Below are 26,599 nucleotides of genomic sequence, written 5' to 3'. Positions count from 1 at the left end.
TCCCGCACGGTAAACACCGACTCTTACGAGAGTGCGTTGCACGGGTGAACGGACGGTGAACCGCTCTGGCCTGACCGGGACGTTTTCTCGGGCGGTATACGCTTCACCTCCGTGACGACCCCCGCTCCCGCCGCGCAAGCGCCGCTCGATCGTGTCAGCGCCGCTCCGCCTGCCCGCACGCTCATCGACCTCCTCGCCGAGGTCGCTGCGCGGCATCCGGAGGCCTCCGCGATCGACGACGGTTCGGGTGCCCTCAGCTACCGCGAACTCCTCGCGCGCGTCTGGAGGACGGCCGGCGCGTTGCACGCGGCGGGCGTGCGGCGGGGTGACCGCGTCGGCGTTCGCATGCCCTCGGGGTCGAAGGAGCTGTACGTGTCGATCCTCGCGGTGATGGCCGCGGGGGCCGCTTACGTGCCCGTGGATGCCGATGACCCCGACGAGCGTGCCCGCCTGGTGTTCGGCGAAGCCGCGGTGAAGGGGATCATCGCGGGGGACGGCGAGTTCGTGGTCGGCCAGGACGATCTCGTGCGCCTCTACGACGGAGACGCCCCGCACCCGAGCACCCACGCGCTGCCGGTGGTCGCCCCACCCACGGTGGACGATGACGCGTGGATCATCTTCACCTCCGGCTCGACGGGGGTGCCCAAGGGAGTGGCCGTCTCGCACCGGTCCGCAGCGGCCTTCGTCGAGGCCGAGGCGCGCATCTTCCTGCAGCAGGACCCGCTCGGACCCGGCGACCGCGTCCTGGCCGGTCTGTCGGTGGCGTTCGACGCCTCGTGCGAAGAGATGTGGCTCGCCTGGGGACATGGGGCGTGCCTCGTCCCCGCGCCCCGCTCCCTCGTCCGCTCGGGGGAGGATCTGGCTCCGTGGCTGCTTCGCCAGGGCATCACGGTCGTCTCGACCGTGCCCACGCTCGCGGCGATGTGGCCCGCGGACTCGATCGAGAACGTCCGCCTCCTCATCTTCGGGGGAGAGGCGTGTCCCCCCGAACTCGCGGCCCGGCTGGTCGCCGAGGGCCGCGAGGTGTGGAACACCTACGGCCCCACCGAAGCCACGGTCGTCGCGTGCGCCGCCCCGCTCGACGGGACCCTGCCCGTGCGGATCGGTCTGCCGCTGGACGGCTGGGCACTGGCCGTGGTGGACGCCGAGGGTCTCCCCGTGGCGGAGGGGCAGGTCGGTGAGCTCATCATCGGCGGCGTGGGCCTCGCGCGGTACCTGGATCCCGCGAAGGATGCCGAGAAGTACGCGCCCATGCCGACCCTCGGGTGGGAACGGGCCTACCGCTCCGGCGACCTGGTGCGGTTCGACCCGGAGGGGCTGGTCTTCCAGGGTCGCGCGGACGATCAGGTCAAGGTCGGCGGTCGTCGCATCGAACTCGGCGAGGTGGAATCCGCTCTGCAGGACCTCGCCGGGGTCAGCGCGGCCACCGTCGCGGTGCGGACCACCGCGGCCGGCGTCCCCGTGCTCGTGGGCTATCTGGTCATGGACGCCGGGGTCGATCTCGACCGTGGAGCGGCTCGGGCAGCGCTCTCCGAGCGACTCCCCGCGGCGACCATCCCCCTCCTCGGCGTCGTGGACGAGCTCCCCGTCCGCACCTCGGGCAAGGTCGACCGTGCCGCGCTGCCGTGGCCCCTTCCCGGAGCCGACGCCCCCGCCGCCACCGACTTCTCGACCGATGAGCTCTGGCTGGCCGAGCAGTGGCAGGCCGTCCTCGGACTACCGGTGACCGAACGCAAAGCCGACTTCTTCGACCTCGGCGGAGGGTCCCTCGCCGCCGCGCAGCTGGTCTCGCGGATCCGTGCGCGGGTACCCGAATTCTCGGTCGCCGACATCTACGACGTTCCACGCCTCGGCGCGATGGCGAAGGCCCTCGGCCCGCAGCTCACCGACGACACTCCCGCGCAGTTCCACCGCGCGACACCGACGCCCCGCACCACGCAGTGGGCGCAGACGCTGCTGGGCGCGCCGCTGTTCATCCTCGCGGGCGTGCGGTGGCTGCTGTACCTGCTGACCGCGTCGGCGATCCTGCAGCTCCTACCCGGATTCGAGGTGCTCCCCGCGGTGCCGTGGCCCGTGCTGCTGGTCGGACTGCTCGTCTTCGCGACCCCGTTCGGGCGCATGGCGATCGCCGTGGCATCCGCTCGTCTTCTGCTGTCGGGCGTGCGTCCGGGCGACTATCCGCGCGGAGGCTGGGTGCACATCCGCCTGTGGCTGGCGGAGCAGATCGCGGATCAGGTGGATGCCGTGGGCCTCGCCGGAGCCCCGTGGGTGTCGTACTACGCGCGGGCGCTGGGTGCACGCATCGGCCGCAACGTCGACCTGCACGCTCTGCCCCCGGTCACCGGGATGCTCGTCGTCGGCGACGGAGCCTCGATCGAACCCGAGGTGGACCTTACCGGCTACTGGATCGACGGCGACCTCGTGCGCATCGGCGAGGTGCGCATCGGTGCGGAGGCCACGGTGGGAGCGCGCTCGACGCTCGCCCCGGGTACGCGTATCGGCCGGCGAGCCGAGATCGCCCCGGGTTCGGCGGTCTTCGGCCGGGTCAAGGCGGACCAGTCGTGGGCCGGCTCTCCGGCCGTCCGCGTCGGCGGAACCGCGAAGGGCTGGCCGGGGGAGCGTCCGCCGGCCCCGACGCGCTGGCTGTGGGCCTACGCCACCTCCGCCGTCGTGCTCGCTCTGCTGCCGCTCGCGGCGTTCACCCTCGGCGGTCTCGTCGTCGCCCAGGGCATCGCGGGGGCCGACTCGCTCGGCGAGGCCACCCTGCGCGCGTTCGCCTGGCTCGTGCCGGCGGTGGCGGTCACGGGCGTCGTTTTCGCGGCATCCGTGGTCCTTCTCGTGCGGCTGCTGTCGCTCGGTCTCATCGAGGGCACGTTCCCCGTGCGCAGCCGGGTCGCCTGGCAGGCGTGGAGCATCGAGAGACTCCTGGATGCCGCCCGCACGATCCTCTTCCCCCTCTACTCGTCGCTCTTCACGCCGGTGTGGCTGCGGTTGCTGGGCGCGCGCGTCGGCCGGGACGTCGAGGCATCCACCGTTCTGCTGATCCCGTCGATGACGCGGATCGAAGACGGGGCGTTCCTGGCAGATGACACGATGGTCGCGTCGTACGAGCTGCGCGCCGGGTGGCTCCGCCTCGGGCCGGTCCGCATCGGCAAGCGCGCGTTCCTCGGCAACTCGGGCATGGCAGCCCCCGGGCACCGCGTGCCGCGCGACGGTCTCGTCGCGGTGCTCTCGGCCGCGCCGCTGAAGGCGAAGCCGGGATCGTCGTGGCTGGGATCTCCGGCGGTACGCCTGCGGCGCCTCTCCGCCGAGGGAGACGAGTCGCGCACGTATCAGCCGACACCGGCCCTGCGCCTTGCGCGCACGCTGTGGGAACTCTGTCGATTCGTGCCCGTGGTGGTCACGTGCGGGATCGGCCTCGGGGTGCTGTTCACGCTCGCCGCCCTGTGGGACGTGGCCGGACCGGTGTGGACCCTGCTGCTCTCGGGTGTCGTCATGCTCGCCGCCGGCGCGGTCGCGGCGGCGGTGTCCACCGCCGCGAAGTGGGCGATCGTCGGGGTCATCCGTGCGGGCGAGCAGCCGCTGTGGTCGAGCTTCGTCTGGCGGACCGAGGTGTCGGACACCTTCACTGAGATGGTCGCGGCACCCTGGTTCGCCCGCGCGGCCTCGGGCACCCCGGCACTCGCCGTCTGGCTTCGCAGCCTCGGCGCGAGAATCGGCGCGGGCGTCTGGTGCGAGAGCTACTGGCTGCCCGAGCCCGACCTGGTGACTCTGGGTGACGCGTCAACCGTCAACCGCGGATGCGTGGTTCAGACCCATCTGTTCCATGATCGAATCATGAGTATGGACACCGTCGAGCTGGAACCCGGGGCGACCCTCGGTCCGCACAGCGTGGTGCTCCCGGCATCCACGCTCGGAGCCCACGCCACCGTGGGACCGGCGTCTCTCGTGATGCGCGGCGAGACCGTTCCGGTCGGCTCGCGCTGGAGCGGGAACCCCATCGGACCATGGCGTGCCGTGAAGGTGCGCGCGTACCAGTCGACGACGTGAGCGCCGATCCGTACGCGCCGCAGAGCGGCGACCCGTCCTACGACGTACAGGAGTACGACCTCGCGCTCGGCTACCGTGTGCGCACCAACCGGCTCGAGGGCGTGGCGACGATCACCGCTGTCGCGCGCCAGCCGATCACCGCGTTCACCCTCGATCTCGTCGGGCTCCGCGCGACGCGCGTGAAGGTCGATGGGGCGACGGCGCGGTACACGAGCGGTCCCCGTGCGCTGCGTGTCACGTCACCGGTCGCGCTCGCCGCGGGGACGCCGTTCACGGTCGAGGTCGCGTATGCGGGTTCACCGGCTCCGCGGCGCTCGCGCTGGGGAACCGTCGGGTGGGAGGAACTCACCGATGGCGCCCTCGTCGCGGGTCAGCCGACCGGCGCGCCGACCTGGTTCCCCTGCAACGACCGGCCCGACGATCGCGCGCGCATGCGCATGCAGGTCACCGTCGACGACGGGTACACGGTCGCAGCCACCGGTGTGCCGGGAGCTGTGACGCGGCGCGGCGGACGCACCACCACGACTTTCACGTCGGATGTCCCCACCGCGACGTACCTCGCAGCCGTCCACGTGGGCCGTTACCGCACCCAGCATCTGGCGGGGAGCGGCGTCGACGTCGTCCCCGCGGCCAGCGTGACCGCTCCGCCGGCGCTCACGGCGGCCGCCGATCGCGCCTTCGCGCGCGTCCCCGAGATGCTCCGGGTGTTCGATCGGCTGTTCGGACCGTATCCACAGGAGACCTGCACGCTCGTGGTGACCGCCGATGAGCTCGAGATCCCGCTCGAAGCCCAGGGTCTCGCGGTCTTCGGGATGAACCACCTCGTTCCCGCCGCGCAGCGTCTCGTCGCCCACGAACTCGCCCATCAATGGTTCGGCAACAGCGTCGGCATCGCCGCCTGGAGCGACATCTGGCTGAACGAGGGCTTCGCCTGCTACGCGGAGTGGCTGTGGTCGGACGAGTCAGGCGGCCGGTCCGTCGACGCCTGCGTCGAGGAGAATTACACCCGCCTCGCCGCGAAGCCCCGCGACCTCCTCCTCGTGGATCCAGGGCCCGACGACATGTTCGACGATCGCGTCTACAAGCGCGGCGCTCTCGCCCTGCACGCGGTGCGCCGTGCCCTGGGCGATGAGGCGTTCTTCGCTCTGCTGCGCGCGTGGACCGCCGACCACCGCCATGCTCTCGTCACGACCGACGACTTCCGCGCCGCGGTGGAGCAGGCCGGGGGAGCGGATGCCGCTGCCTTGCTCTCGACCTGGATCGATCGCCGCGAGCTGCCCGCATTGCGGTGAGAGCCCGAGCCGCTCCCGCGCGGCCCGCGCATCACTCGGCAGCGACCGCCAGAGCCGCGACCAGTCCCGGAGGACTCGCGAGGTCATGGCCCGTGACCCACGCCCCGTCGTCAATGCGCGCCGTCCAGGCGTCGTCCGCACCGGATGCCACCTCGACGCGGGCCGGATCCACGTCGAGGCCCCGTCCGTCGGCTTTCAGAACGGCCTCGACGCGCGTCCAGCTTCGGGCATCGGCTCCCGGCAGAACGAGGTCGAGCCCTCCGGCGTCGGTGGGCGAGACATCGATTCCCACGCGCGTCCACCCCTCCGCGACAGCTCCCACCGCCCAGCCCTGCGCGTACGAGACGGAGACCACGGCATCCGCCCCGGACACGCGGATGCGACCGTGATCACCCCCGCAGCGCGGACAGCGCGAGACGAACGTCGCCTCGGGGAGGAGCGCCGACAGCAGGGCCCTCGACACGGCGCGACGCGACGCCGCGTCGGCGACCTCGCCCCACGCGACCCGCACCCCTGGGGGGAGGGTCACACCGGCGGCTCGTGCGTCTCGATGGCGACGATGCCCGCCCCCGGGTGGTGGAGGGGGACGTGGACCACCGAGAACGCCCCGGTCTCGAGTGCCGAGGAGCTGCCGAGGTACGCCCCCCGCATCGTCCCGGTCGCCAGGGCGAGCTCATGGAGGATGGAGGGCAGCACCGGGCCGTGACTCGAGAGCACCACGGGCTTGCGGGCGCGCACGCGTTCGCCCATGACGCGTCGGACGTCGGCTCGCCCCTCCTCCCAGGCGTCCTGGCTGATGTCCGGGGACGTCTGGATCTTCAGCGCCAACGCCTGGGACAACGGCGTCACCGTGCGGACGCAGCGTTCCGCCGGGCTCGACACGATGCGACGGACTCCGAACGCGAGCAGCGGACCGACGATGGCGTTCGCCTGACGGCGTCCACGCGGGGCGAGGGGGCGCTCGGCATCCGGACCCTCCCACTCCTCCCGCGGGCGGGCCTTGCCGTGGCGGAGGGCGATGATCGGGAAGGTCGGCAGCGCCTTCTCGTCGACCAGCCGGATGAACTCGTCGAGGATCTCGAGGTCGACGGGGTAGCTCAACTGCTTCCGCGCCTTCTTCAGACTCATCCACTCGATCGCGGCGACCTCTTTGTTCGGCACGAAGCTCGACGTGCGCACGGCGGCGTCGGAGGCCTCGGCCGCCCAATAGTGCACGATCTTCGTGCGCGAGCTCGGCATCCGGTACCGAGAGACACCGACGGGCACGCCCAAGGCGACCCGGATGCCGGTCTCTTCGCGGATCTCACGCACCGCGGTCTCGGCCAGCGTCTCGCCCGGGTCGACCTTGCCCTTGGGCAGCGTGATGTCGCGGTACTTGGTGCGGTGGATCAGCAGGACACGGAGCTTGCCCTCGATCTCGCGCCAGACCACCCCGCCCGCCGCGTAGACGGCGGTCTCCGTCACCGCGCCGCCCGAGCGCGCCGCTTGCGCTGCACGCGTGCCATCGTGTGCTCCTGCAGATCGACGAGGGGTGCCCCCTCGGCGTCGACGCTGTGCCGGACCCACTCGCCCTCGGACCCCAGGTGCCAAGACATCGTGCCGTCGTCCATCGCGAGGTCGAACAGCGTGGACAGCTCCTGCAGCTGGCTCGGGTCGACGACCCGCACGAGCGCCTCGACACGGCGGTCGAGGTTGCGGTGCATCATGTCGGCACTGCCGATGTAGATCTGCTCGTCGCCGTCGTTCGCGAACGAGAAGATGCGCGAGTGCTCGAGATAGCGGCCGAGGATCGAGCGCACGGTGATGTTCTCGCTCATCCCCGGCACGCCGGGCTTGATCGAGCAGATGCCGCGCACCCACACCTCGACGGGAACGCCCGCCTGGCTGGCCCGGTAGAGCGCGTCGATGATCTCTTCGTCGACCATCGAGTTGACTTTGATGCGCACGCGCGCGGGCTTGCCCTCGAGCGCGTTGCGGCGCTCTTTGTCGATGTGCCGCAGCAGTCCCTTGCGCAGGTGCAGCGGGGCGACGAGAAGGCGCTTGAACTTCTTCTCGATCGCGTAGCCGCTCAGCTCGTTGAAGAGACGCGTGAGGTCGCGACCGACCTGGTCGTCGATGGTGAAGAGACCGAAGTCCTCATAGATGCGGCTGGTCTTCGGGTTGTAGTTGCCCGTCCCGACGTGGCTGTAGTGGCGGAGCCGCCCCTCTTCCTCTCGGATGACGAGCGCGAGCTTGCAGTGCGTCTTGAGCCCGACGAGACCGTAGACCACGTGGACGCCGGCCTTCTCGAGCTTCCGGGCCCACACGATGTTGTTGGCCTCGTCGAATCGGGCCTTGACCTCGACCAGAGCGAGCACCTGCTTGCCGGCCTCGGCCGCGTCGATGAGGGCCTGCACGATGGGACTGTCGCCCGAGGTGCGGTAGAGGGTCTGCTTGATGGCGAGCACGTGCGGGTCACGCGCCGCCTGCTCGAGGAACGCCTGCACGCTCGTCGCGAAGGACTCGTAGGGGTGGTGCACGAGCACGTCCGCCTTGCGGATCGCCCCGAACAGGTCGGCGCGGCCGTTCTGCTCCGGCGGCTGGAAGGCGAGGGCCGTCTTCGGCACGTGCGGCGGGTAGTGGAGGTCGGGACGGTCGATGCGCGAGAGGTCGAACAGCCCGCGCAGGTCGAGCGCGCCGGGGAGTCGGTAGACCTCCTGCTCGGTGATGTCGAGCTCGCTCAACAGGAGCGAGCGGGTCACGTCGTCCATGTCCTCGGTGATCTCGAGGCGGATCGGGGGACCGAAGCGGCGGCGGAGAAGCTCGGCTTCGAGCGCCTGGATGAGGTTCTCCGTCTCGTCTTCCTCGATCGTCATGTCTTCGTTGCGCGTCAGGCGGAACGCGTGATGGTCGAGGACCTCCATGCCCGGGAACAGATCGCCCAGGTGGTTGGAGATGAGCTCTTCGAGGGGGAGATAGCGCACACCCGGGCCGTCGCCCGGGACCTCGACGAAGCGGGGAAGCATCGGCGGGACCTTCAGACGCGCGAACTCCTGGCGCCCGGTCCGCGCATTGCGGATGCGGATCGCGAGGTTCAGCGACAAGCCCGAGATGTAGGGGAACGGGTGGGCCGGGTCGACCGCGAGGGGCATGAGGACCGGGAAGACGTTGCGCTGGAAGTACTCGGTCAGTCGCTCGGCCGTGGGTTCGTCGAGCGAGTCCCACGACACGACCTCGATCCCTGCCTCGGCGAGGGCAGGACGCACCTTCTCGGTCCATGCCGCGGCATGCCGCAGCTGGAGACGATGGGCTTCGGCCGAGATGTCGGCGAGGACATCCAGCGGGGCGCGGCCGACGTTCGTCGGCACGGCGAGCCCGGTGATGATGCGACGCTTCAACCCGGCGACGCGCACCATGAAGAACTCGTCGAGGTTGCTGGCGAAGATCGCGAGGAAGTTCGCGCGCTCCAGCACGGGAACCGTGGGGTCTTCGGCGAGCTCGAGCACTCGCTGGTTGAAGGCGAGCCAGCTGATCTCGCGATCGAGGTAGCGGTGGTCGGGCAGCTGGTCGTCCTCTACCTCGATCGCCTCGTCGAAGTCGTCGTCGTCCGCGTCGCCGAGGCCCGCGTCGAGCGCGTCGTGTTCCATCATCCCCACATCATTGCAGGGGTCGGTGACACGGGAGTGAACACGCGGTACCCGCGTGCGGTGGCGGGGGTCGTCAGGCGGGAGCGGACGCCACGGGCGGCTGCTCGTCTTCGTAGACGTTGAAGCGGTAGCCGACGTTGCGCACCGTGCCGATGAGCTGCTCGAGGTCGCCGAGCTTCGCCCGCAGGCGTCGCACGTGCACGTCGACGGTGCGCGTCCCGCCGAAGTAGTCGTAGCCCCAGACCTCGCTGAGCAGCTGCTCGCGCGTGAACACCCGAGAGGGGTGCGTCGCGAAGAAGTGAAGGAGCTGGAACTCTTTGTACGTGAGGTCGAGCGGCTTGCCGTGGACCTTCGCCGAGTACGAGGACTCGTCGATCGTGATCCCGGAGGTCTGGATACGCGTGGAGACCTGGTCGGCGCTGCGCCGGCCCATCGCCAGGCGGATGCGAGCGTCGATCTCGGCGGGACCGGCCCCGACCAGCACGACGTCGTCGATGCCCCAGTCGGTCGAGACGGCGGTGAGCCCGCCCTCGGTGATGACGAGGATCAGGGGAGCCTCGATGCCCGTGGTCGTGAGGATCTTGCACAGCGACTTCGCCCCGACCAGGTCGAAGCGGGCGTCGACGAAGACGATGTCGGCGCTGGGTGCGTTGACCAATTGCGCAGGTTCGGCCGGAATCTGCCGTACCCGGTGGCTCAGAAGTTCGAGCGCAGGCAGCACGGCACCGCCGCCGGGGGCGGAGCTGAGAACGAGAAGTTGAGCCACACGGTCCTCCCAGTGCGGGCTGCCGCACACCCGCCCATCTTAGGGTGAGCCGCGACACGACACCGCACGAGCCCTTCTCACGTGCACCGCGCCTCCACGTGGGTGATGATGGAGGCATGTCGACGCCCGACCTCGTACCGCGCCGCACCTACGGCGGGGTGATCGCCGTGTGGGTCCTGGCCGCCATCGCCGGTGTCGCCATCGGCATCCTGGTTCCGGCGAACGTGCGTGCGCAATGGGTCACGGTCGCGCTGGGGGCGTGCGTCGTCGCGGCCTTCGCCATTCAGCTCTGGTACGGGCGGTCCCAGGCCTTCATCCAGCGCATGGCCGCGAGCGTGCTCGGCGCCCTCGTCGTTCTCGGACTCATCACGGCCGGCTTCGGGCTCGCGGCTATCGTTCCCCGCTAGAGTTGAGCCATGAACCTCCTCGCGCTCGAACTGTTCTTCGTGGGACTTCTCGGTCTGGCGTCTCTGGCGATCGCCTTCGTGTCGGGAACGGTCGTCTGGAACCTCTACCGCGGCCAGCGCTGATCGCCATCTCGTGATCGAGATTCCGACGGATCTTCCCGCCGACCTCGTCCCGCTCTCGTGGCTCCTCGGCGTCTGGGAAGGCACCGGAGTCATCGACTACGAAGCGGACGGTCGATCCTTCTCGGGCGAGTTCGCACACCGCGTGAGCTTCAGCCACGACGGCGGCGACTTCCTCAACTACTCCGCGGATGCGTGGCTTCTCGACGGAGAAGAGCGGCGCCCGCTGGTCTCCGAGATCGGGTATTGGCGCCTCGCGCGGCCGTCGACCGGCGCGGACGCCGGTCCGGCTCTGCTGCCCCCGACCGACCCCGCGGTCATCCGCTCGGCGGATGACGTCGAAACCCTGCGCAACGCCGACGGCGGCTTCGACCTCGAGGTGAGCCTCGTGCACTCCGACGGCGTCCTCGAGCTGTACGTCGGCCAGGTCAAGGGCCCGCGAATCGACCTCGTCACCGATGCGGTCGTGCGCACCGCCGGCGCCAAGCCGTACACCGCCGCGACGCGCCTGTACGGTCTCGTCGACAACCACCTCCTCTGGGCCTGGGACATCGCGGCGCTCGGTCGCGAGCTGGGCTCGCACGCGTCGGCACGTCTCGCGCGGGCGGAATGACGGTGGCCACGCTCACAGACGTACCCGGTGCCGTCGTCGACGACCGGGGTCTTCGCCATGTCGGTTCCCCGGTCGCGGAGCAACGACGTCTGGCATCCGGTGCCGCTCTCGCCCCCCTCGGTGATCGCCGCGTCATCTCGGTCGGTGGCGAGGACCGGCGCAGCTGGCTCGATTCGCTGTCGTCGCAAGCGTTGACACACCTCGCACCGGGCGTCTCGACGGAGATGCTCATCCTCGATCCACAAGGCCGCGTCGAACACGCCGCGTCCGTCGTCGACGACGGAGAGACCGCGTGGCTCATCGTCGATGCGACCGACGTCGAGGCGCTCGCCGGATGGCTGACGCGGATGCGGTTCCGCCTGCGGGTCGAGGTGAAGGACCGCTCCGACGAGCTGTTCGTCGTCGGAGGCACACACGACGCGGTCTCGGCGCTGTCGGCCGTCGCGCCCGTATGGGTCGACCCGTGGCCGGATGTCTCGCCCGGAGGCTGGGCGTACGCACGCGTCGAACCGCACCCCGGTGCCGACCGCGACTGGGCCGAGGCGATCGTGGATGCCGACGAGTTCGGCCGCGTGATCGATGCCGCCGCGCGCGGTGAGGTCGCGCTCGCGGGTCTCGACGCCGTGGAGGCGCTGCGCGTGGCCGCATGGCGTCCGCGTGTCGGCGTCGACGCCGACGAGCGGTTGCTCCCGCACGAGGTGGACTGGCTCCGCACGGCGGTCCACCTGTCGAAGGGGTGCTACCGCGGTCAGGAGACGGTGGCGAAGGTCCATAACCTCGGCCACCCGCCGCGGCGCGTCGTCGCGCTGCAGCTCGACGGCAGTGACAACGTCCTCCCGCAGCGCGGCGACGAGGTGCGCGCCGGAGACGCGGTGATCGGAGCCATCACCTCGGTCGCCGTGCACCACGAAGAGGGCCCGATCGCTCTGGCTCTCATCAAGCGCAACGCCCCCGAGGGTGTCCCGCTCGTCGTCGACACCGCCGACGGTCCGCTGGCCGCCGCGCAAGAGACCGTCGTCCCCGCCGATGCGGGCGCCACGGCCTCCATTCCGCGGCTCCCGCGCCTCGGACGCCGTCGCGCCGCGGAATGACCGCGGACGACTCCTCGACCACCACCGTCGGGGTGGTGGTGTCTCGGCCGGGGTGGCGCGTCTCGCTCGCTCGGCGCGGAACCCGGGTGCGGGAGTCTCTGCCGGCGATCGCCCAGATCGTCGTCGCGGCCACCGCGGCGTACTGTTTCGCGCACTTCGTGCTCGGGCACAGCGTCCCGCTGCTCGCGGCCACCGTCACCGTCTCGAGTCTCGGGCTCGTCCGCGACGCGCGACCGTGGCGCGTCGCCGAAACCGTCACGGGAATGCTCGTCGGCATCCTCATCGCCGAGGTCGTGCTGCTGATCGCGGGTGCGGGCTGGTGGCAGATCGCGCTCGCGATGACGATCACCCTGCTCGCCGCGCGCTTCCTCTCGCCGCAGCCCGGCTTCGCGCTCGCTGCGGTCGTGCAGTCGCTCATCGCCCTCGTGCTCGTCTCGGGGGTGCCCTTCCTGCGGTTGGTGGACGGCGCGGTCGGGGGAGTGGCGGCTCTCATCGTGACCGCCCTCATCCCGCGCACCCTGCGCCGCACCGAGCTGCGCGACGCCGACGAACTCTTCGACGCGCTCGAGGTGGCCATGACGACGATCGTGCGGGCGCTTCGCAAGGGCGACAGGGCGCGCGCCGAGCGCGGCCTCGAGCGCGCGCGGTCGCTGCAGACCTACGTCGACGCGTGGAGCGGATCCCTCGAATCCGGGCGCGAGGTCGCTCGCATCTCGCCGTTCCTCCGCCGCCAGCGCACCGAGCTGCAAAGGCATGCCCGTGTGCGCGAGGCTCTCGACCTGGCGACCCGCAACCTGCGCGTGGTCGCGCGTCGCGCCGCCTACCTGTGCGCAGACGGCCAGGCGCGCCCGGTCCCCGCCGACCTCCTCGCGGAGCTGGCGCGGGGCGCGTCTCTCGTGCGCGACAGCCTCGATGACATCTCCCTCGAACCGGCGGCGCGCGCCGGCCTCGTCGCCGTCGTCCGGCGCCTCGACCCGGCTGCGCTTCTTCCGGGCGGCGGGGTCGGCGAGCAGGGCCTCGTCACCGCGATGCGGCCGCTGGCCGTCGACCTGCTGGTCGCTGCCGGGATGCCGTCCGCCGAGGCCCGCGCTCTTCTCCCGCGGATCTGAGCCGGACCGCGTCGCCCGGGCAGAGACGCGTGCGCGCAGCTCCCGGAGGGGGCCCACCTCAGCGCGGCGCGACCGCGTCCCAGGCCACCCCGACCTCGCCCAGTCTCCAACGGTCCCGCCGCACCAGCGGCCAGCCGGCGTCGGCGAGGGTGTGCATCGCGGTGCGCCAGCGGTGCACGGGTCCGAAGGGCGCGACCGCGGACGCGCGCGTCCATTCCCGATCGAGGGATGCCACGAACTCGTGCACCCGCTCTCCGGCGACGTTGCGGTGGATCAGCGCCTTCGGCAGACGCTCGGCGGCGATCGCGGGGGAGTCGAGCTCCGCGAGACGCAGCGAGATCGTGAGGCTGCGGGGTACGGCATCCGCCCCCACCTCGATCCAGGTCGCGACCCGCCCGATCTCGTCGCACGTCCCCTCGACGAGGATGCCGTCGGGCTGCAGGCGCGCGCACATGAGCGCCCAGGCTTCGGCGACATCGGACTCGTCGTATTGGCGGAGCACGTTGAGCGCCCGGATCACTGCCGGTCGACGCGTCCCCGGGACCGGGACCTCGAAGCCGCCACGGGCGAACGACACCCCTGCGATCCCGGCGGATTGCTCCCGCGCGCGGGTGACCCGCTCGGGATCGATCTCGAGACCGAGCACCTCGGCGTCGGGCCTCTGGCTGCGCAGACGCGCGAGGAGCTCGAGGGGCGTCACCGCGCTCGCCCCGAAGCCGAGGTCGACCACGAGCGGATCCTCGGTACGGCGGAGCACCGGATGCCGAGAGATCCAGCGATCGATCCGGCGCAGGCGATTGGTGCCGGTCGTGCCGCGGGTCGGGCGGCCGACGGGCGAGGAAGTCACGTCCGCCATGATGCCAGCCCTGGCCGAGGCTTCGGCCCTGGTCCTCGATAGCATGGACCCATGCCTCACACGCTGATCCTCCTCCGCCACGGGCAGAGCGAGTGGAACAAGACCAACCAGTTCACCGGCTGGGTCGACGTGCGACTCACCGACCAGGGCAAGGCCGAGGCGAAGCGCGGCGGTGAGCTGCTCGCGGAATCCGGCGTGCTCCCCGACGTGCTGCACACCTCGGTGCTCAGTCGCGCGATCCAGACGGCCAACATCGCGCTCGACGCGGCCGACCGCCTGTGGATCCCGGTGAAGCGCTCGTGGCGCCTCAACGAGCGCCACTACGGTGCCCTGCAGGGCAAGGACAAGGCGCAGACCCTCGAGGAGTTCGGCAACGAGCAGTTCATGCTCTGGCGTCGTTCGTTCGACGTGCCGCCGCCGCCGCTGCCCGCGGACGACCCGTACAGCCAGGTCGGTGACCCGCGCTACGTCGGCATCGACGGCGAGGTTCCCGACACCGAGTCGCTCGCGATCGTCATCGACCGCATGCTTCCGTACTGGCACAGCGACATCGTTCCCGACCTTCAGGCGGGAAAGACGGTGCTCGTCACGGCCCACGGCAACTCGCTGCGCGGTCTCGTGAAGCACCTCGAAGGCATCAGCGACGCCGACATCGCGGAGCTGAACATCCCCACCGGCATCCCCCTCGTCTATCGTCTCGACGACGATCTCAAGCCCCTCGGCCCGGGCGAGTACCTCGACCCCGAGGCCGCCGCCGCGGGGGCTGCGGCCGTGGCTGCACAGGGCAACAAGCACTGACACCGCAACGAGGAAGGGGGTGGATGCCGTTCGGCATCCACCCCCTTCCTCGTTCTGCGGTCAGATGACGGGGCTGGTCTCGGCCTCCTCGTCGGCACCGGCCCAATCGCCCGTCGCGAGGTACACGACCTTCTTGGCCACCGACACCGCGTGGTCGGCGAAGCGCTCGTGGTAACGGCTCGCGAGGGTCGCGTCGACGGTTGCGGTGGCCTCACCCTTCCACGAGTCGCCGAGCACCTTCTCGAACACGCTGACGTGAAGTTCGTCGATGTCGTCGTCGGCGTCGCGGATGGACTCGGCGATCCGCAGGTCCTGCGTGCGCAGGAGCTCGGCGAGCTTTCGCGAGACCTCGACGTCGAGCTCGCCCATGCGGGTGAACGTCGTCTTGAGTCCCTTGGGGATCGCGCGCTCGGGGAACCGTGAGCGTGCGAGCTGGGCGATGTGCTCGGCCATGTCGCCCATGCGCTCGAGCGAAGCGCTCACCCGGAGCGCCGTGACGACGATGCGGAGGTCGCGCGCGACCGGCTGCTGGCGAGCGAGGATCTCGATGGCCAGCTCGTCGAGCTCGAGGGCCTTCTCATCGATGACCGCGTCGGCCTCGATGACCTCCTCGGCCAGTGCGACGTCGCTCGTGCCGAACGCGCGCGTGGCGCGGTCGATCGCGACCGTCACGAGGTCGGCGATCTCGACCAGGCGGCCCTGAACGTCCTCGAGGGACTGGTGGAATACTTCGCGCATCGCGGTACCTTCCGTCGGCGGCACGGCACAGGGACGTCCCGCTACCTCCCGGGATTGTTTCCAGCGAAGATGAACGAACGGTGCCGTGACAGTGAATAGTAACGTCCGGCTTCGGCATCCCGTGCCTGAACGGCCGGTGACGCCGTGACCTCGCCTTTACGCTGGTGACATGGAACCACCGCAGCTCTCGCTGCTCGCGCTCCTCGTCGGGCTCCTGCTCGGGGGCGGCATCGTCGGCCTCGTGGTCGGCGCCCTGCGCGCGCGGGATCGATCGCTCGCACACGCGACCGTGGACCTTCCCGAAGGGGTCGAGGCCATGCTCGGAGCGATGGACGACCCCGCTTTCGTGTGCGACATGTCGTCGACGGTGCTGGCGCTGTCATCGTCCGCGGGGGTGTTCGGCCTGATCGCCGGAGAGGTGATCGCGAGCGACGAGCTCCGCCGGGTCGCCCGGGCGGCGCGCGATTCCGGCGCGTCGGTGAGCGAGAACCTGCGTCTGCGTCGAGGTGCCGCCCCCGCGGAGCCTCGGTTGGTCGCCGTGCGGGCCACGCCCATCTCGGCCCGGCTCACCCTCCTCGTCCTGCGCGACATCACGGAGCGCGAGCGCGTCGAAGAGATGCGACGCGACTTCGTGGCGAACACCAGCCACGAACTCAAGACGCCGGTGGGGGCGGTGAGCCTGCTGGCCGAGGCGATCGAGTCCGCCGCCGAGGACCCCGAGCAGGTCCGATACTTCTCGTCGCGGCTGCAGGCGGAGGTCACGAGGCTCGGCGGTCTGGTCAATCGCATCCTGAGCCTGTCCCGTCTGCAGGCCTCCGACGAGCTGCGCGACGTGCGCGACGTGTCGATCGACGAAGTCGTCACCTCCGCGGTCGAGGCCTACGCCGTGGCGGCGGACTCGGCGCAGGTGACGGTCGTGCGTGGCGGCACCAAAGGACTGTGGGTGCGCGGGGAGCCGCAGATCCTCACCGAGGCCCTCGGCAACCTCGTCGCCAACGCGATCGCGTACTCGCCGAGCGGCTCGAAGGTCGGTGTGGGCGTGAAGCTCGACGGCACGGTCGTCGAGATCGCCGTCACCGACCGCGGAATCGGTATCCCCGAGGCCGATCAGCACCGGGTGTTCGAGCGCTTCTACCGCGCCGATCAGGCGCGGTCGCGCCGCACCGGGGGGACCGGCCTCGGCCTGTCGATCGTCAAGCACGCCGTGCAACGTCACGGCGGCGAGGTGCGCTTGTGGTCGCGCCCCGACCGTGGTTCGACCTTCACCATTCGACTGCCCATGTCCGAGGCGCCCGACCTCGAACCCGCCCGTCCGAAGTCGGGACGCAAGGGCCGTAAGGCCGCTTCCGTCCCGCGACCGGCTTCCCTGAACGGAGACCCTGTATGACCCGTGTTCTGATCGTCGAGGACGAGCCGGACCTCGCCGACCCGCTCGCCTACTTGTTGCGGCGCGAGGGCTATGAGGTCGAGATCGCCGAGGACGGCGCGCTCGCGCTGTCGGCCTTCCACGACCGCGGCGCTGACATCGTTCTCCTCGATCTCATGCTCCCGGGCATGCCCGGCACCGAGGTCTGTCGACAGCTCCGCCTGTCGTCGCATGTGCCGATCATCATGCTGACGGCCAAGGACTCCGAGGTCGACATCGTCGTGGGCCTCGAGCTCGGTGCCGACGATTACGTCACGAAGCCGTACTCGACGCGCGAGCTGCTCGCCCGCATGCGAGCTGTTCTGCGACGCCGTACTCCGGATGACGCCGACCTCGACGATCGCGTGCTCAGCGGGGGGCGTGTCACGCTCGACATCGATCGGCACACGGTGGCGGTGGACGGCAGCGAGATCAACATGCCGTTGAAGGAGTTCGAGCTGCTCGAGGTCCTCATGCGCAATGCCGGCAGAGTGCTCACCCGCGGCCAGCTCATCGATCGGGTGTGGGGGACCGACTACTTCGGCGACACCAAGACCCTCGACGTGCACATCAAGCGCATCCGCTCGCGCATCGAGCGCAGTCCGAGCGAGCCGACGATGCTCGTCACCGTTCGCGGGCTCGGCTACCGCTTCGAATCCTGAGAGCGGAACGAGGAAGGCGCCGACGGGAAACCGTCGGCGCCTTCCTCTTCGGTCGAGAGGTCGACCGCTTACGGCGTGGGAGTCGGCGTCGGGACGCTGGGCGTCGACGTCGAGCTCGGCAGCGGCATCGGGGTGGCCGTGACCGTCGGGAACGGAGTCGGCGCGAGGGTGCTGAGGTACTGGACGGCACTGTCGAGGACGGGCACCTGCATGAGCGCGCCCTCGCCGTCGCCGGACTGGAAGTACACGGGGACCGTCGAGCCGGGCACGGCGTCGATGCCCTCGAGACGCAGGGGCTCCACGCCGTTGGCGAGGTCTCCGAGGCTCAGGGTGCTGCTCGCGGGGACGTTGACCGAGGCGCGCACCGCCGACGAGCCCTCGCCGACCTCGACGCGCAGCGTGAGCGGCTGGTTCGAGGAGTTGACGACCGCGGCGACGAAGTTACCGAGCTCGCCATCTTGGTCGGCGACGATCAACGCGTTGCGCACGTCGAGAGGGCCGGAGGCGGCGGGGACGTTGACGCCGTCGGAGGCGGAGTAGTCGATCGTCGTCGCCTGCGGCGCGAGGATGTTGCAACCCGTCGTGCCGAGCACGACAGCGGCACCTACGGCGATGGACGCGATCAGGCGCGATTTCACGGATCCTCCCAGGACGACAGACGGCACGTCCCCATCCTACGGGGTCGGCGCGTGGGGATCGGCTCGGGCGCGCACGCGGGGGCGCTTCTGCGCGCGCGCGAAGGCGCGGGTGTGAGGGAGGGGTCGGCAGAGAGGGCGGAACCTTAGCGTATGACTGCCTGTGGTATCCTGGATGTTGCCGAAAGGACATAACTCCATGCTTTTTGAGGTTGGCGAGACCGTCGTTTACCCGCACCATGGCGCGGCCACGATCATCGAGGTCAAAGAACGCGTTATCAAGGGCGAGACGAAGAAGTACCTGAAGCTCAACGTCACCCAGGGAGACCTCGTCATCGAGGTCCCTGCCGACAACGTCGACCTCGTCGGCGTCCGTGACGTCATCGGCAAGGAAGGCCTCGACCGCGTCTTCGACGTGCTGCGCGCGCCTTTCACCGAGGAGCCGACCAACTGGTCGCGTCGGTACAAGGCGAACCTCGAGAAGCTCGCGTCCGGCGATGTGATCAAGGTCAGCGAGGTCGTCCGTGACCTGTGGCGACGTGACCAGGACCGCGGCCTGTCCGCCGGCGAGAAGCGCATGCTGGCCAAGGCCCGCCAGATCCTCGTGTCCGAGCTCGCTCTGGCCGAGAAGACCGACGAAGACCGCGCGAGCGTCGTGCTCGACGAGGTCCTCGCGTCCTGAGACGCCTCATCGCCCGTCGTTCGTTCCGAACGGCGGGCGATGCCCGCGCTAGCGTAGGGGAGTGACCCCCTCGCCTTCTCCGCGCCTCGCAGTCATCGTCGTCGCCGCCGGCTCCGGAACCCGTCTGAACGGGGGAGGACCCAAGGCCTTCGTCGCTCTCGATGACCGCTCGATCCTGGAGCATGCTCTTGACGGGGTGTTCGCGGCCCCGTCCGCGCACGTCGTGGTCGTCGTCCCCGACGGATACGAGGACTCCGCTCGCACCGCCGCCGATCGCGTTCGGCGCGTGGACGTCGTCGTCGGTGGTCGCACCCGTCAGGAGTCGGTCGCTGCGGGCCTGGCGGTGCTCGAGCCGAGCGTGGAGTTCGTCCTGGTGCACGATGCGGCCCGCGCCCTGACTCCTGTCGCGGTGTTCGAGAGGGTCGTTCATGCCCTCGAACGGGGCGCGTCGGCCGTCATCCCCGCCGTCCCCGTCGTCGACACGATCAAGCGCGTCGACCACGACGGCGTCATTCTGGCCGCTGTCGACCGATCCGAGCTCGCCGCGGCTCAGACGCCCCAGGGCTTCCGTCGTGACGTCCTCGAAGCCGCGGTCGCCGCCGCCGATGCCGACCACACCGACGATGCCGCCCTCGTCGCCGCCGCCGGCCACACGGTCGTGACGGTCGCCGGCGATGCGAGTTCGTTCAAGATCACCACCGCCCCCGACCTCGAACGTGCGCGGAGCCTCGTCGCGCCGCGCCCCGCGCTGATCCCCCGCGTCGGCCTCGGAACCGACGTCCACGGCTTCGGAGGGGAGGGCGCGCTCTGGCTCGCGGGTCTGGAGTGGCCGGGGGAACCCGCGCTGTCCGGGCACTCCGACGGCGACGCCGTCGCGCACGCGATCGTCGATGCGCTCCTCGCCGCCGCGGGGTTGGGCGACATCGGCACCCACTTCGGCACCGACCGGCCCGAGTTCGCCGGTGCTCACGCCGAGGCTTTTCTCTCGCACACGGTCGGCCTCCTGGCGGCCGCCGGGTGGCGGGTGGGCAACGTCTCGGTGCAGGTGCAGGCGAACCGCCCGCGCTTCGCCGCTCGCCGGATCGAGGCCGAGCGGGCTCTGTCGGCCGCTCTCGGCGGGGCACCGGTGTCGGTCAGCGCCACGACGACGGACGGCCTGGGCTTCACCGGGCGCACCGAGGGCGTCGCCGCGTTCGCGACCGCCCTGGTCGTCCCTCTCTAGAGTGCCCGGGTCATGAAGGTCGACAGTGGATCGGCCGTGTACGTGCCGAAGGGCGCGCATTCGGCGAAGCCTTCGCTGGCGTAGAGTCCGCGGGCTGCGGCGAAGTCGTCACCGCTCCCGGTCTCGAGCCAGAGACTCCGGATGCCGCGCGCCCGCGCCTCTCCCATGATGTGCCGGAGGATCGCACGGCCCACCCCGCGGCCGAGGAAGGCCTCGGTCACCCGCATGGACTTCAGCTCTCCTGCATCGTCGCCCCAGGGCGAGAGCGCACCGATCCCCGCGAGTTCGCCGTCGGCCCACGCCGACCACAGCAGAGCGCCCTTGCCCACGAGCGAGTCGGCGTCGAGGGCATGACAGCTCTCCGCCGGTGTGGTGGCGAGCATCCCCGCGACGTGGGCCGTCACGAGGTCGCGGGTGGCGGATCCGGAGAGGTCGTCGAGGCGGATGTCGAGTTGCACGGTTCGAGCGTACGCGCGCCGTGTTTCGGGCACGGGTCCTCGTCAGGGGCGGCCGGTAGGCTGGGACGGTGACTGTTCGGCTGTACGACACGAAAGCGCAGGCCCTGCGCGACTTCGTCCCTCTCGACCCCGCGAACGTCACGATCTACGTGTGCGGTCCCACCGTGCAGTCGGGTCCGCACATCGGGCATGTGCGCGCCGCACTCGCCTTCGATCTGCTGCGCCGCTGGCTTGCGCACCGCTTCGGTCGTGTCACGTTCGTGCGCAACGTCACCGACATCGATGACAAGGTCCTCGCCAACGCGACCGACACCGAGCCGTGGTGGGCCCTCGCCTACCGCATGGAGCTCGAGTTCACCCGCGCCTATACGGCCATCGGCATCCTTCCGCCCACGTACGAACCGCGAGCCACGGCCTCCGTCACTCAGATGCAGGAGCTGATCGCCGAGCTCATCGAACGGGGTCACGCCTACGCCGCCGCAGGCGACGTCTACTTCGACGTGCGGTCCTGGCCCGCCTACGGCGAGCTCACCCGCCAGAGCCTGGATGCCATGGAGCCCGCGGCCGACGCCGACCCCCGGGGCAAGCGCGACCCGCGGGACTTCGCCCTCTGGAAGGGCGCGAAGGACGACGAGCCGGCATCGGCCACGTGGGCCTCGCCGTGGGGCGCGGGCCGGCCGGGGTGGCACATCGAGTGCTCCGCGATGTCGCGTCGTTACCTGGGTCCCGAGTTCGACATCCACGGCGGCGGCCTCGACCTGCGCTTCCCCCACCACGAGAACGAGATCGCCCAGTCGACGGCGGCGGGAGACCCCTTCGCGCGGTACTGGGTGCACAACGGCCTCGTGACCGTCGACGGCCAGAAGATGTCGAAGTCGCTCGGCAACTTCACGCTCGCGGTCGACGTCCTCTCCGACCATGACCCGCGCGTGGTGCGCTACGCGCTGGCGGCCGCGCACTACCGCTCGAACCTCGACGTCTCCGATCGCGCGTTTGCGGAGGCGGCCAGTGCGCTGGAGCGCATCGATACGTTCCGCCAGCGCGTTCTGCGCGCCGCCGACGCCGATCCCCTCGTGATCGTGCCAGGGACGATCCCGGCGGGCTTCGCCGCGGCGATGGATGACGACCTCGGCGTGCCCCAGGCGCTCGCGTCCCTGCATGAGACGGTACGCGCGGGAAACGTCGCGATCGACGCGGGAGACCTCGAGACCGCGATCGCGGCCCACCGCAGCGTCGCCGCGATGCTCGGCATCCTGGGTCTGGATGCCGCCCAGCCCGCCGTCGCGACCGGGGCGAGCGAGGCTGTGCTCGACGCCCTGCTGAGCAAGATGATCGACCAGCGCGCGCGGGCACGCGCCGACAAGGACTGGGCGGCGGCCGATCGTATCCGCGACGCCGTCGCCGCCGCAGGAATCACGCTGGAGGACACTCCGGCCGGAACCAATTGGAGTATCGATGGCTAAGCCTGGACGCCCGGGAGCACGCAACCCCGGCAAGAAGAAGGGCCCGCTGAAGGGCACCGGCGGGCACTCCCGCAAAGCGCTCGAGGGGCGCGGGCCCACCCCGAAGGCGGAGGACCGCGCCTGGCACCCCGCCGGCAAGCGCAAGGCCGCAGAAGAACGCTACGCCGCCGCGGGCGGTAAGGGCCGCCCCGGCGTCCGCGCGGTGGGCAGCAACAGCAACCGCAAGAGCCCCAAGGCGGCGGACGACACCGAGACGGTCACGGGCCGTAACTCGGTGCTCGAGGCTCTGCGCGCGAAGATCCCGGCCACGGCGTTCTACATCGCCCAGCGCGTCGAGATGGACGACCGTGTCAAAGAGATGCTGTCGATCGCGACGAACCGGGGTATCCCGGTCCTCGAGGTCACGCGTCCCGAACTGGACCGTATGGCCGGGTTCGACGGTGTCCACCAGGGCGTCGCGCTGAAGGTGCCGCCGTACACGTACGCGCACCCGCAGGATCTGCTCGAGCAGATCATCGACCGGGGCGAGGTTCCGCTTCTCGTGGCTCTCGACGGCGTCACCGACCCCCGCAACCTCGGCGCGATCATCCGCTCGACCGGCGCTTTCGGCGGGCAGGGGCTCATCCTGCCGCAGCGCCGTTCGGCGAGCGTGAACTCCGCGGCGTGGAAGACCAGCGCCGGAGCCGCGGCGCGGATCCCGGTGGCTCTCGCGGCGAACCTGACGGCGACGCTGAAAGAGTTCAAGAAGCAGGGCGTGTTCGTGCTCGGCCTCGCCGGCGACGGCGATGTCTCGCTGCCGGCCCTCGAGCTCGCCGACCGTCCGGTCGTGATCGTCGTGGGCTCCGAGGGCAAGGGTCTCTCCCGTCTGGTCACCGAGACGTGCGACCAGGTCGTGTCGATCCCGATCTCGACGGCGACCGAGTCGCTGAACGCCGGGATCGCGGCATCCGTGGCCCTGTACCAGGTGTCGACGCTCCGCGCCGCGCACTGACTCACCGAGAAAGGAACGCTCATGACCCGTATCGCCGTCATCGGTGGCACCGGCTACGCCGGCAGCCACATCATCGCCGAGGCCGTCCGCCGCGGACACACCGCCGTCTCGGTCGCCCGGTCGGTTCCGACCGAGCGCGTCGAGGGGGCGACCTATCTCGAGGGCACCGTCCTGGACGTCCCCGGTCTCGTGGCGCAGCTCGAGGGGGTCGATGTTGTCGTCTCGGCCGCGGCTCCCCGCGGTGACATGGAGGGCAAGCTCCGCCCCGCGATCGCCGAGCTCGTCGCGGCACTGCCCGAGAACGTCCGTGTGGGTGTCGTCGGCGGTGCGGGCGGCTCGCTCGTCGCCGAGGGCGGCCCGCGGCTGATCGACACCGAGGGCTTCGCCGAGGAGTACAAGCCGGAAGCACGCGAGGCCATCGGCATCCTGGAGGACCTGCAGGCAGACGACACCGGCCGCGACTGGTTCTACGTGCACCCCGCCGGCGGCTTCGGCTCGTGGGCCCCGGGGGAGCGTACCGGCAGCTACCGCGACGGCGGCGACGTCCTCGTCGTCGACGGCGACGGAAACTCCTTCATCGGCGGTGCCGACTTCGCGATCGCGGTCCTCGACGAGATCGAGAACCCGAAGCACACGCGGGGGCGCTTCACCGTCGGCTACTGACTCGCCCTCCCACGGTGAGGCCGTGGCATCCCGGATCTGTCCCGGATGCCACGGCCTTCCTCCTGTGCGGGGCGATGTCAGACGAGATCGCGCCAGTCGACGACGTCGGTGTCGGTGGTGGGGACCTCGCCGGTAGCGGGCGCGTCGGCGTCGGAGACGGTCGGCAACGACATCGTGTCCGTGGGCGGACCCATGACGGTGGCCTCGTCGCGGCGGTGACGCAGCACGTCTTCGATGTAGGAGGTCACGACCTCGGCGAGGGGGACCGAGCGCCCGCGCGCCTGTGACATGTACCAGCGGTGCTCGAGCACCTGGTGGAAGACCTCCGCGGGTTCGAGCTTCGCGCGGAGGTCGAAGGGGATCGACATGACGATCGGCTCGAACACGCGGGTGAGCCACTCGTGCGCGACCATCTCTTCGTCGGCCCCGAGGCGTGACACGCGCGCCCGGAACTCGTCGAGGTCGTTCAGCAGGCGTCGCGCCTGGTTCTCTTCGACGTCCAGACCGGTCAAGCGCAGGAGTCGGCGCTGGTGGTGTCCGGCATCCACGACCTTGGGCTGGATCGACACGCGCGTGCCGTCGCTCGTGGTGCTCATCGACATCTCGCCGATGTCGAAACCGAGGGCGTTCAAGCGGTGGACGCGTTCGGTGATGCGCCACGACTCGTCGACGGCGAACGACTCCTTGTCGGTCAGCGCGCCCCACAGCGAGTGGTAGGACGAGACGAGACCATCGGCGATGGCGACGGCATCCAGTCCGCCTTCCAGGCGTCCGCCGGCCTCGAGGTCCATGATCTCTCCCGCGATGTTCGTGCGGGCGATGTCGAGGTCGTGCGCGCGCTGCCCGGGGCTCAGGCGATTGCCGTGCAGTTCACCGGTCTCGGCGTCGACGAGGTACGCGGCGAACTCGCCCGCGTCGCGACGGAACAGCGTGTTCGACAGCGACACGTCGCCCCAGTAGAACCCGACGTTGTGCAGGCGCACGAGGAGGACGGCCAGGGCATCGACCAGACGGGTCGCGGTGTGAGGACGCAGCACCTGCGTGAACAGCGCGCGGTAGGGGAGCGAGAAGCGCAGGTGCGCGGTCACGAGCGCCGCGGGGAGGGGACGCCCGGAGGCGTCGGTGCGACCGGCGATGACGGCGATGCGGTCGACGCAGGGAGCGTCGAGCCGGTCGAGGTTGCCGAGCATGTCGTACTCGCGGCGCGCCATCTCCTCGGTGGTCTCTTTGATCGCCACGACACGCCCCGACAGGTTCGCGAACCGCACGAGGTGGCGGGAGATGCCCTTCGGCAGCGCGACGATGTGGTTGCTCGGCCAGTCGGCGAGTCCCGTGGACCAGGGGAGCTGAAGCAGTCCCGGGTCGACGGCGCTGGCGGTGATGCGGAGGGATTCGGACACGGTTTCTCCGGGAAAACAGGTGCGGCGCGCCTTCGTCCCGTGACAGGTCAGGAACGAAGACGCGCCGCAGCGGTGCGTCGATCAGGCCGAAGCGATGGCCTTGTCGGTCAGGCGGTCGCCCGAGGTCGCGTCGAAGACGTGGACGTGACCGGGGACGGGGGCCAGCACGACGGTCTCGCCGGCGTTCGGGTGACGACGTCCGTCGACACGAGCGACCAGATCGGTGCGCTTGCCGTTGATGTCGGTGTGACCGTAGAGGTAACCGTCGGCACCGAGCTCCTCGACCAGGTCGACGACGACCGAGAGGCCGCGGCCGTCGGCCGGGGCGACCTGGATGTCTTCGGGGCGGACACCGATGGTGACCTCGGAGCCGTTGGCCTTGCCGATGACGTCGGCCTCGACGGGGACGACGAGGTCACCGAAGCGGACGCCGCCCTCGGCGAGATCGACCGAGAACAGGTTCATCGCGGGCGAGCCGATGAAGCCGGCGACGAAGACGTTCTTCGGCTTCTCGTAGAGGTCGCGCGGGGTGCCGACCTGCTGGAGGAGGCCGTCCTTGAGCACGGCGATGCGGTCGCCCATGGTGAGCGCCTCGGTCTGGTCGTGGGTGACGTAGACCGTGGTGACGCCCAGGCGACGCTGCAGCGACGCGATCTGGGTGCGCGTCTGGACGCGGAGCTTGGCGTCGAGGTTCGACAGCGGCTCGTCCATGAGGAACACCTGGGGCTGACGCACGATCGCGCGGCCCATGGCGACGCGCTGACGCTGACCACCCGAGAGGGCCTTCGGCTTGCGGGTCAGGTACTCCTCGAGGTCGAGGAGCTTGGCGGCCTCGAGGACGCGGGCGGCGCGCTCTTCCTTGCCGACGCCGGCGATCTTGAGCGCGAAGCCCATGTTCTCGGCGACCGTCATGTGCGGGTACAGCGCGTAGTTCTGGAAGACCATGGCGATGTCACGGTCTTTCGGGGGCACGTCGGTGACATCGCGGTCACCGATGAGGATGCGGCCCGAGTTGACCTCTTCGAGGCCGGCCAGCATGCGCAGCGACGTGGACTTACCGCAGCCGGAGGGCCCGACCAGGACCAGGAACTCGCCGTCGGCGACCTCGAGGTTCAGCTTGTCGACCGCGGCACGGGTGCCACCGGGGTACAGACGGGTTGCGTTGTCAAATGTGACGGACGCCATTTTCTCTTCTCCTTCACCGGCAGGTACGTGCCGGACGATCCGTAGTGAATGGAATGAGCGGGGGCGACCCCGCGCGCCCGACGTTGGACGCAAGGGCAAGTATGGCATGCGTCTGGGCTTTTCTCAGCCAGCCTGGCTAGCATCGATGCTCGTTCGCCCCAACCCGAGCGATCCCAGATTTTGTTTGCGGCCACGTCCGTGCCCGAGAGGTTCCATGTCCAACGACCAGACGCCGAATGTGCCCGCCGAACGCGATCGCCGGGAGGCGGTGCGTGAGAAGGCGCAGCAGGTGAAGGCGCGACAGACTCGCTGGCGTATCGTGCGCCGCTCGCTGGTCGGCGTCGGCGCCGCGGCGGTCGTCGCGGTC

The 26,599-nt window shown here is 70.3% G+C and carries 24 protein-coding genes; 14 read left to right on the top strand and 10 right to left on the bottom strand.

Features of this window, described 5'->3' with window-relative positions:
- Positions 1–111 precede the first annotated feature (111 nt).
- Together NS220_RS08655 and NS220_RS08650 are read left to right on the top strand one after the other, a co-directional pair.
- Positions 112–4,050 carry a Pls/PosA family non-ribosomal peptide synthetase gene (locus NS220_RS08655; protein WP_058623674.1) on the top strand — a complete coding sequence of 1,313 codons (3,939 nt, stop codon included), beginning with the start codon at positions 112–114 and terminating at the stop codon, positions 4,048–4,050.
- On the top strand, positions 4,047–5,342 hold the full coding sequence (locus NS220_RS08650) for a M1 family metallopeptidase (protein ID WP_058623673.1): 1,296 nt from the start codon (positions 4,047–4,049) through the stop codon (positions 5,340–5,342). Before NS220_RS08655 ends, NS220_RS08650 begins: the two co-directional genes overlap by 4 nt.
- 31 nt (positions 5,343–5,373) lie before the next feature.
- Here the strand turns inward: NS220_RS08650 and NS220_RS08645 are convergent, their stop codons facing one another.
- From NS220_RS08645 to NS220_RS08630, 4 genes are all read right to left on the bottom strand, one after another.
- A complete protein-coding gene (locus NS220_RS08645; protein ID WP_153004223.1) occupies positions 5,374–5,871 on the bottom strand; it encodes a hypothetical protein in 498 nt (165 codons plus the stop codon).
- A complete protein-coding gene (locus NS220_RS08640) occupies positions 5,868–6,806 on the bottom strand; it encodes an NUDIX hydrolase (protein WP_058623671.1) in 939 nt (312 codons plus the stop codon). The genes NS220_RS08645 and NS220_RS08640 overlap by 4 nt, the downstream gene beginning before the upstream one ends.
- Positions 6,803–8,971 carry an RNA degradosome polyphosphate kinase gene (locus NS220_RS08635; protein WP_058623670.1) on the bottom strand — a complete coding sequence of 723 codons (2,169 nt, stop codon included), beginning with the start codon at positions 8,969–8,971 and terminating at the stop codon, positions 6,803–6,805. Before NS220_RS08635 ends, NS220_RS08640 begins: the two co-directional genes overlap by 4 nt.
- A 70-nt stretch (positions 8,972–9,041) precedes the next feature.
- Entirely contained in the window at positions 9,042–9,734 is a 693-nt protein-coding gene (locus NS220_RS08630) for a winged helix-turn-helix transcriptional regulator (RefSeq protein ID WP_058623669.1), read from the bottom strand.
- Between the two features lie 116 nt (positions 9,735–9,850).
- Between NS220_RS08630 and NS220_RS08625 the strand changes: the two genes are divergently transcribed.
- The 4 genes from NS220_RS08625 (at position 9,851) to NS220_RS08610 (ending at position 13,074) form a co-directional block, all read left to right on the top strand.
- Positions 9,851–10,141 carry a hypothetical protein gene (locus NS220_RS08625; RefSeq protein WP_058623668.1) on the top strand — a complete coding sequence of 97 codons (291 nt, stop codon included), beginning with the start codon at positions 9,851–9,853 and terminating at the stop codon, positions 10,139–10,141.
- A 133-nt stretch (positions 10,142–10,274) separates the two neighbouring features.
- Complete coding sequence (locus NS220_RS08620) at positions 10,275–10,874, top strand: FABP family protein (protein WP_058623667.1); 600 nt, start codon at positions 10,275–10,277, stop codon at positions 10,872–10,874.
- Entirely contained in the window at positions 10,871–11,965 is a 1,095-nt protein-coding gene (ygfZ, locus tag NS220_RS08615; RefSeq protein WP_058623666.1) for a CAF17-like 4Fe-4S cluster assembly/insertion protein YgfZ, read from the top strand. Before NS220_RS08620 ends, ygfZ begins: the two co-directional genes overlap by 4 nt.
- Complete coding sequence (locus NS220_RS08610) at positions 11,962–13,074, top strand: FUSC family protein (protein ID WP_193755318.1); 1,113 nt, start codon at positions 11,962–11,964, stop codon at positions 13,072–13,074. The genes ygfZ and NS220_RS08610 overlap by 4 nt, the downstream gene beginning before the upstream one ends.
- A gap of 58 nt (positions 13,075–13,132) precedes the next feature.
- Here the strand turns inward: NS220_RS08610 and NS220_RS08605 are convergent, their stop codons facing one another.
- A complete protein-coding gene (locus NS220_RS08605; protein ID WP_058623665.1) occupies positions 13,133–13,930 on the bottom strand; it encodes a hypothetical protein in 798 nt (265 codons plus the stop codon).
- A gap of 51 nt (positions 13,931–13,981) precedes the next feature.
- Between NS220_RS08605 and NS220_RS08600 the strand changes: the two genes are divergently transcribed.
- Positions 13,982–14,728 (top strand): phosphoglyceromutase, encoded by a 747-nt coding sequence (locus NS220_RS08600; protein WP_058623664.1) that lies wholly within the window; start codon positions 13,982–13,984, stop codon positions 14,726–14,728.
- Between the two features lie 60 nt (positions 14,729–14,788).
- Here NS220_RS08600 and phoU read toward each other — a convergent pair whose 3' ends face one another.
- Complete coding sequence (gene phoU / locus NS220_RS08595) at positions 14,789–15,466, bottom strand: phosphate signaling complex protein PhoU (RefSeq protein ID WP_058623663.1); 678 nt, start codon at positions 15,464–15,466, stop codon at positions 14,789–14,791.
- A gap of 169 nt (positions 15,467–15,635) precedes the next feature.
- Here phoU and NS220_RS08590 point away from each other — a divergent pair, with 169 nt between their 5' ends.
- Positions 15,636–16,853, top strand: a complete 1,218-nt coding sequence (locus NS220_RS08590; RefSeq protein ID WP_058623662.1) for a sensor histidine kinase — start codon at positions 15,636–15,638, stop codon at positions 16,851–16,853.
- Positions 16,850–17,533 carry a response regulator transcription factor gene (locus tag NS220_RS08585; RefSeq protein ID WP_058623661.1) on the top strand — a complete coding sequence of 228 codons (684 nt, stop codon included), beginning with the start codon at positions 16,850–16,852 and terminating at the stop codon, positions 17,531–17,533. The genes NS220_RS08590 and NS220_RS08585 overlap by 4 nt, the downstream gene beginning before the upstream one ends.
- A 68-nt stretch (positions 17,534–17,601) precedes the next feature.
- Here NS220_RS08585 and NS220_RS08580 read toward each other — a convergent pair whose 3' ends face one another.
- Positions 17,602–18,198, bottom strand: a complete 597-nt coding sequence (locus tag NS220_RS08580) for a DNA modification methylase (protein ID WP_153004222.1) — start codon at positions 18,196–18,198, stop codon at positions 17,602–17,604.
- Between the two features lie 169 nt (positions 18,199–18,367).
- Between NS220_RS08580 and NS220_RS08575 the strand changes: the two genes are divergently transcribed.
- Both NS220_RS08575 and ispD read left to right on the top strand, forming a co-directional pair.
- Entirely contained in the window at positions 18,368–18,850 is a 483-nt protein-coding gene (locus NS220_RS08575) for a CarD family transcriptional regulator (RefSeq protein WP_013585821.1), read from the top strand.
- Positions 18,851–18,911: 61 nt separating this feature from the next.
- A complete protein-coding gene (gene ispD, locus NS220_RS08570; protein ID WP_058623660.1) occupies positions 18,912–20,072 on the top strand; it encodes a 2-C-methyl-D-erythritol 4-phosphate cytidylyltransferase in 1,161 nt (386 codons plus the stop codon).
- Here the strand turns inward: ispD and NS220_RS08565 are convergent.
- Complete coding sequence (locus NS220_RS08565; RefSeq protein ID WP_058623695.1) at positions 20,069–20,530, bottom strand: GNAT family N-acetyltransferase; 462 nt, start codon at positions 20,528–20,530, stop codon at positions 20,069–20,071. The genes ispD and NS220_RS08565 overlap by 4 nt on opposite strands.
- 68 nt (positions 20,531–20,598) lie before the next feature.
- Between NS220_RS08565 and cysS the strand changes: the two genes are divergently transcribed.
- The 3 genes from cysS to NS220_RS08550 are packed head-to-tail and all read left to right on the top strand — an operon-like array spanning position 20,599 to position 23,647.
- Positions 20,599–21,993, top strand: a complete 1,395-nt coding sequence (gene cysS / locus NS220_RS08560) for a cysteine--tRNA ligase (RefSeq protein ID WP_058623659.1) — start codon at positions 20,599–20,601, stop codon at positions 21,991–21,993.
- A complete protein-coding gene (gene rlmB, locus NS220_RS08555) occupies positions 21,986–22,984 on the top strand; it encodes a 23S rRNA (guanosine(2251)-2'-O)-methyltransferase RlmB (RefSeq protein ID WP_058623658.1) in 999 nt (332 codons plus the stop codon). The genes cysS and rlmB overlap by 8 nt, the downstream gene beginning before the upstream one ends.
- Positions 22,985–23,005: 21 nt before the next feature.
- Positions 23,006–23,647 (top strand): NAD(P)-dependent oxidoreductase, encoded by a 642-nt coding sequence (locus NS220_RS08550; RefSeq protein ID WP_058623657.1) that lies wholly within the window; start codon positions 23,006–23,008, stop codon positions 23,645–23,647.
- 77 nt (positions 23,648–23,724) lie between these two features.
- On the opposite strand, the gene NS220_RS08545 is transcribed toward NS220_RS08550, so the two are convergent.
- Both NS220_RS08545 and NS220_RS08540 read right to left on the bottom strand, forming a co-directional pair.
- Entirely contained in the window at positions 23,725–25,047 is a 1,323-nt protein-coding gene (locus tag NS220_RS08545; protein ID WP_058623656.1) for a DUF4032 domain-containing protein, read from the bottom strand.
- A gap of 81 nt (positions 25,048–25,128) precedes the next feature.
- Positions 25,129–26,232 carry an ABC transporter ATP-binding protein gene (locus tag NS220_RS08540; RefSeq protein WP_058623655.1) on the bottom strand — a complete coding sequence of 368 codons (1,104 nt, stop codon included), beginning with the start codon at positions 26,230–26,232 and terminating at the stop codon, positions 25,129–25,131.
- Positions 26,233–26,599: the final 367 nt, after the last annotated feature.

It is taken from the genome of Microbacterium testaceum (assembly GCF_001476655.1).
Lineage (GTDB): Bacteria > Actinomycetota > Actinomycetes > Actinomycetales > Microbacteriaceae > Microbacterium > Microbacterium testaceum_C.
The sequence above is the reverse complement of the archived record's forward strand: the minus strand, read 5'-3'. Positions and strand labels throughout refer to the sequence as shown.

Excerpts from the sequence above, each read along its gene's own strand:
- NS220_RS08635 (WP_058623670.1), bottom strand. The coding sequence starts at position 8,971 with ATGATGGAACACGACGCGCTCGACGCGGGCCTCGGCGACGCGGACGAC.
- NS220_RS08625 (WP_058623668.1), top strand. The coding sequence starts at position 9,851 with ATGTCGACGCCCGACCTCGTACCGCGCCGCACCTACGGCGGGGTGATC.
- ygfZ (WP_058623666.1), top strand. The coding sequence starts at position 10,871 with ATGACGGTGGCCACGCTCACAGACGTACCCGGTGCCGTCGTCGACGAC.
- NS220_RS08610 (WP_193755318.1), top strand. The coding sequence starts at position 11,962 with ATGACCGCGGACGACTCCTCGACCACCACCGTCGGGGTGGTGGTGTCT.
- NS220_RS08605 (WP_058623665.1), bottom strand. The coding sequence starts at position 13,930 with ATGGCGGACGTGACTTCCTCGCCCGTCGGCCGCCCGACCCGCGGCACG.
- NS220_RS08600 (WP_058623664.1), top strand. The coding sequence starts at position 13,982 with ATGCCTCACACGCTGATCCTCCTCCGCCACGGGCAGAGCGAGTGGAAC.
- phoU (WP_058623663.1), bottom strand. The coding sequence starts at position 15,466 with ATGCGCGAAGTATTCCACCAGTCCCTCGAGGACGTTCAGGGCCGCCTG.
- NS220_RS08590 (WP_058623662.1), top strand. The coding sequence starts at position 15,636 with ATGGAACCACCGCAGCTCTCGCTGCTCGCGCTCCTCGTCGGGCTCCTG.
- NS220_RS08585 (WP_058623661.1), top strand. The coding sequence starts at position 16,850 with ATGACCCGTGTTCTGATCGTCGAGGACGAGCCGGACCTCGCCGACCCG.
- NS220_RS08575 (WP_013585821.1), top strand. The coding sequence starts at position 18,368 with ATGCTTTTTGAGGTTGGCGAGACCGTCGTTTACCCGCACCATGGCGCG.
- rlmB (WP_058623658.1), top strand. The coding sequence starts at position 21,986 with ATGGCTAAGCCTGGACGCCCGGGAGCACGCAACCCCGGCAAGAAGAAG.
- NS220_RS08550 (WP_058623657.1), top strand. The coding sequence starts at position 23,006 with ATGACCCGTATCGCCGTCATCGGTGGCACCGGCTACGCCGGCAGCCAC.
- NS220_RS08540 (WP_058623655.1), bottom strand. The coding sequence starts at position 26,232 with ATGGCGTCCGTCACATTTGACAACGCAACCCGTCTGTACCCCGGTGGC.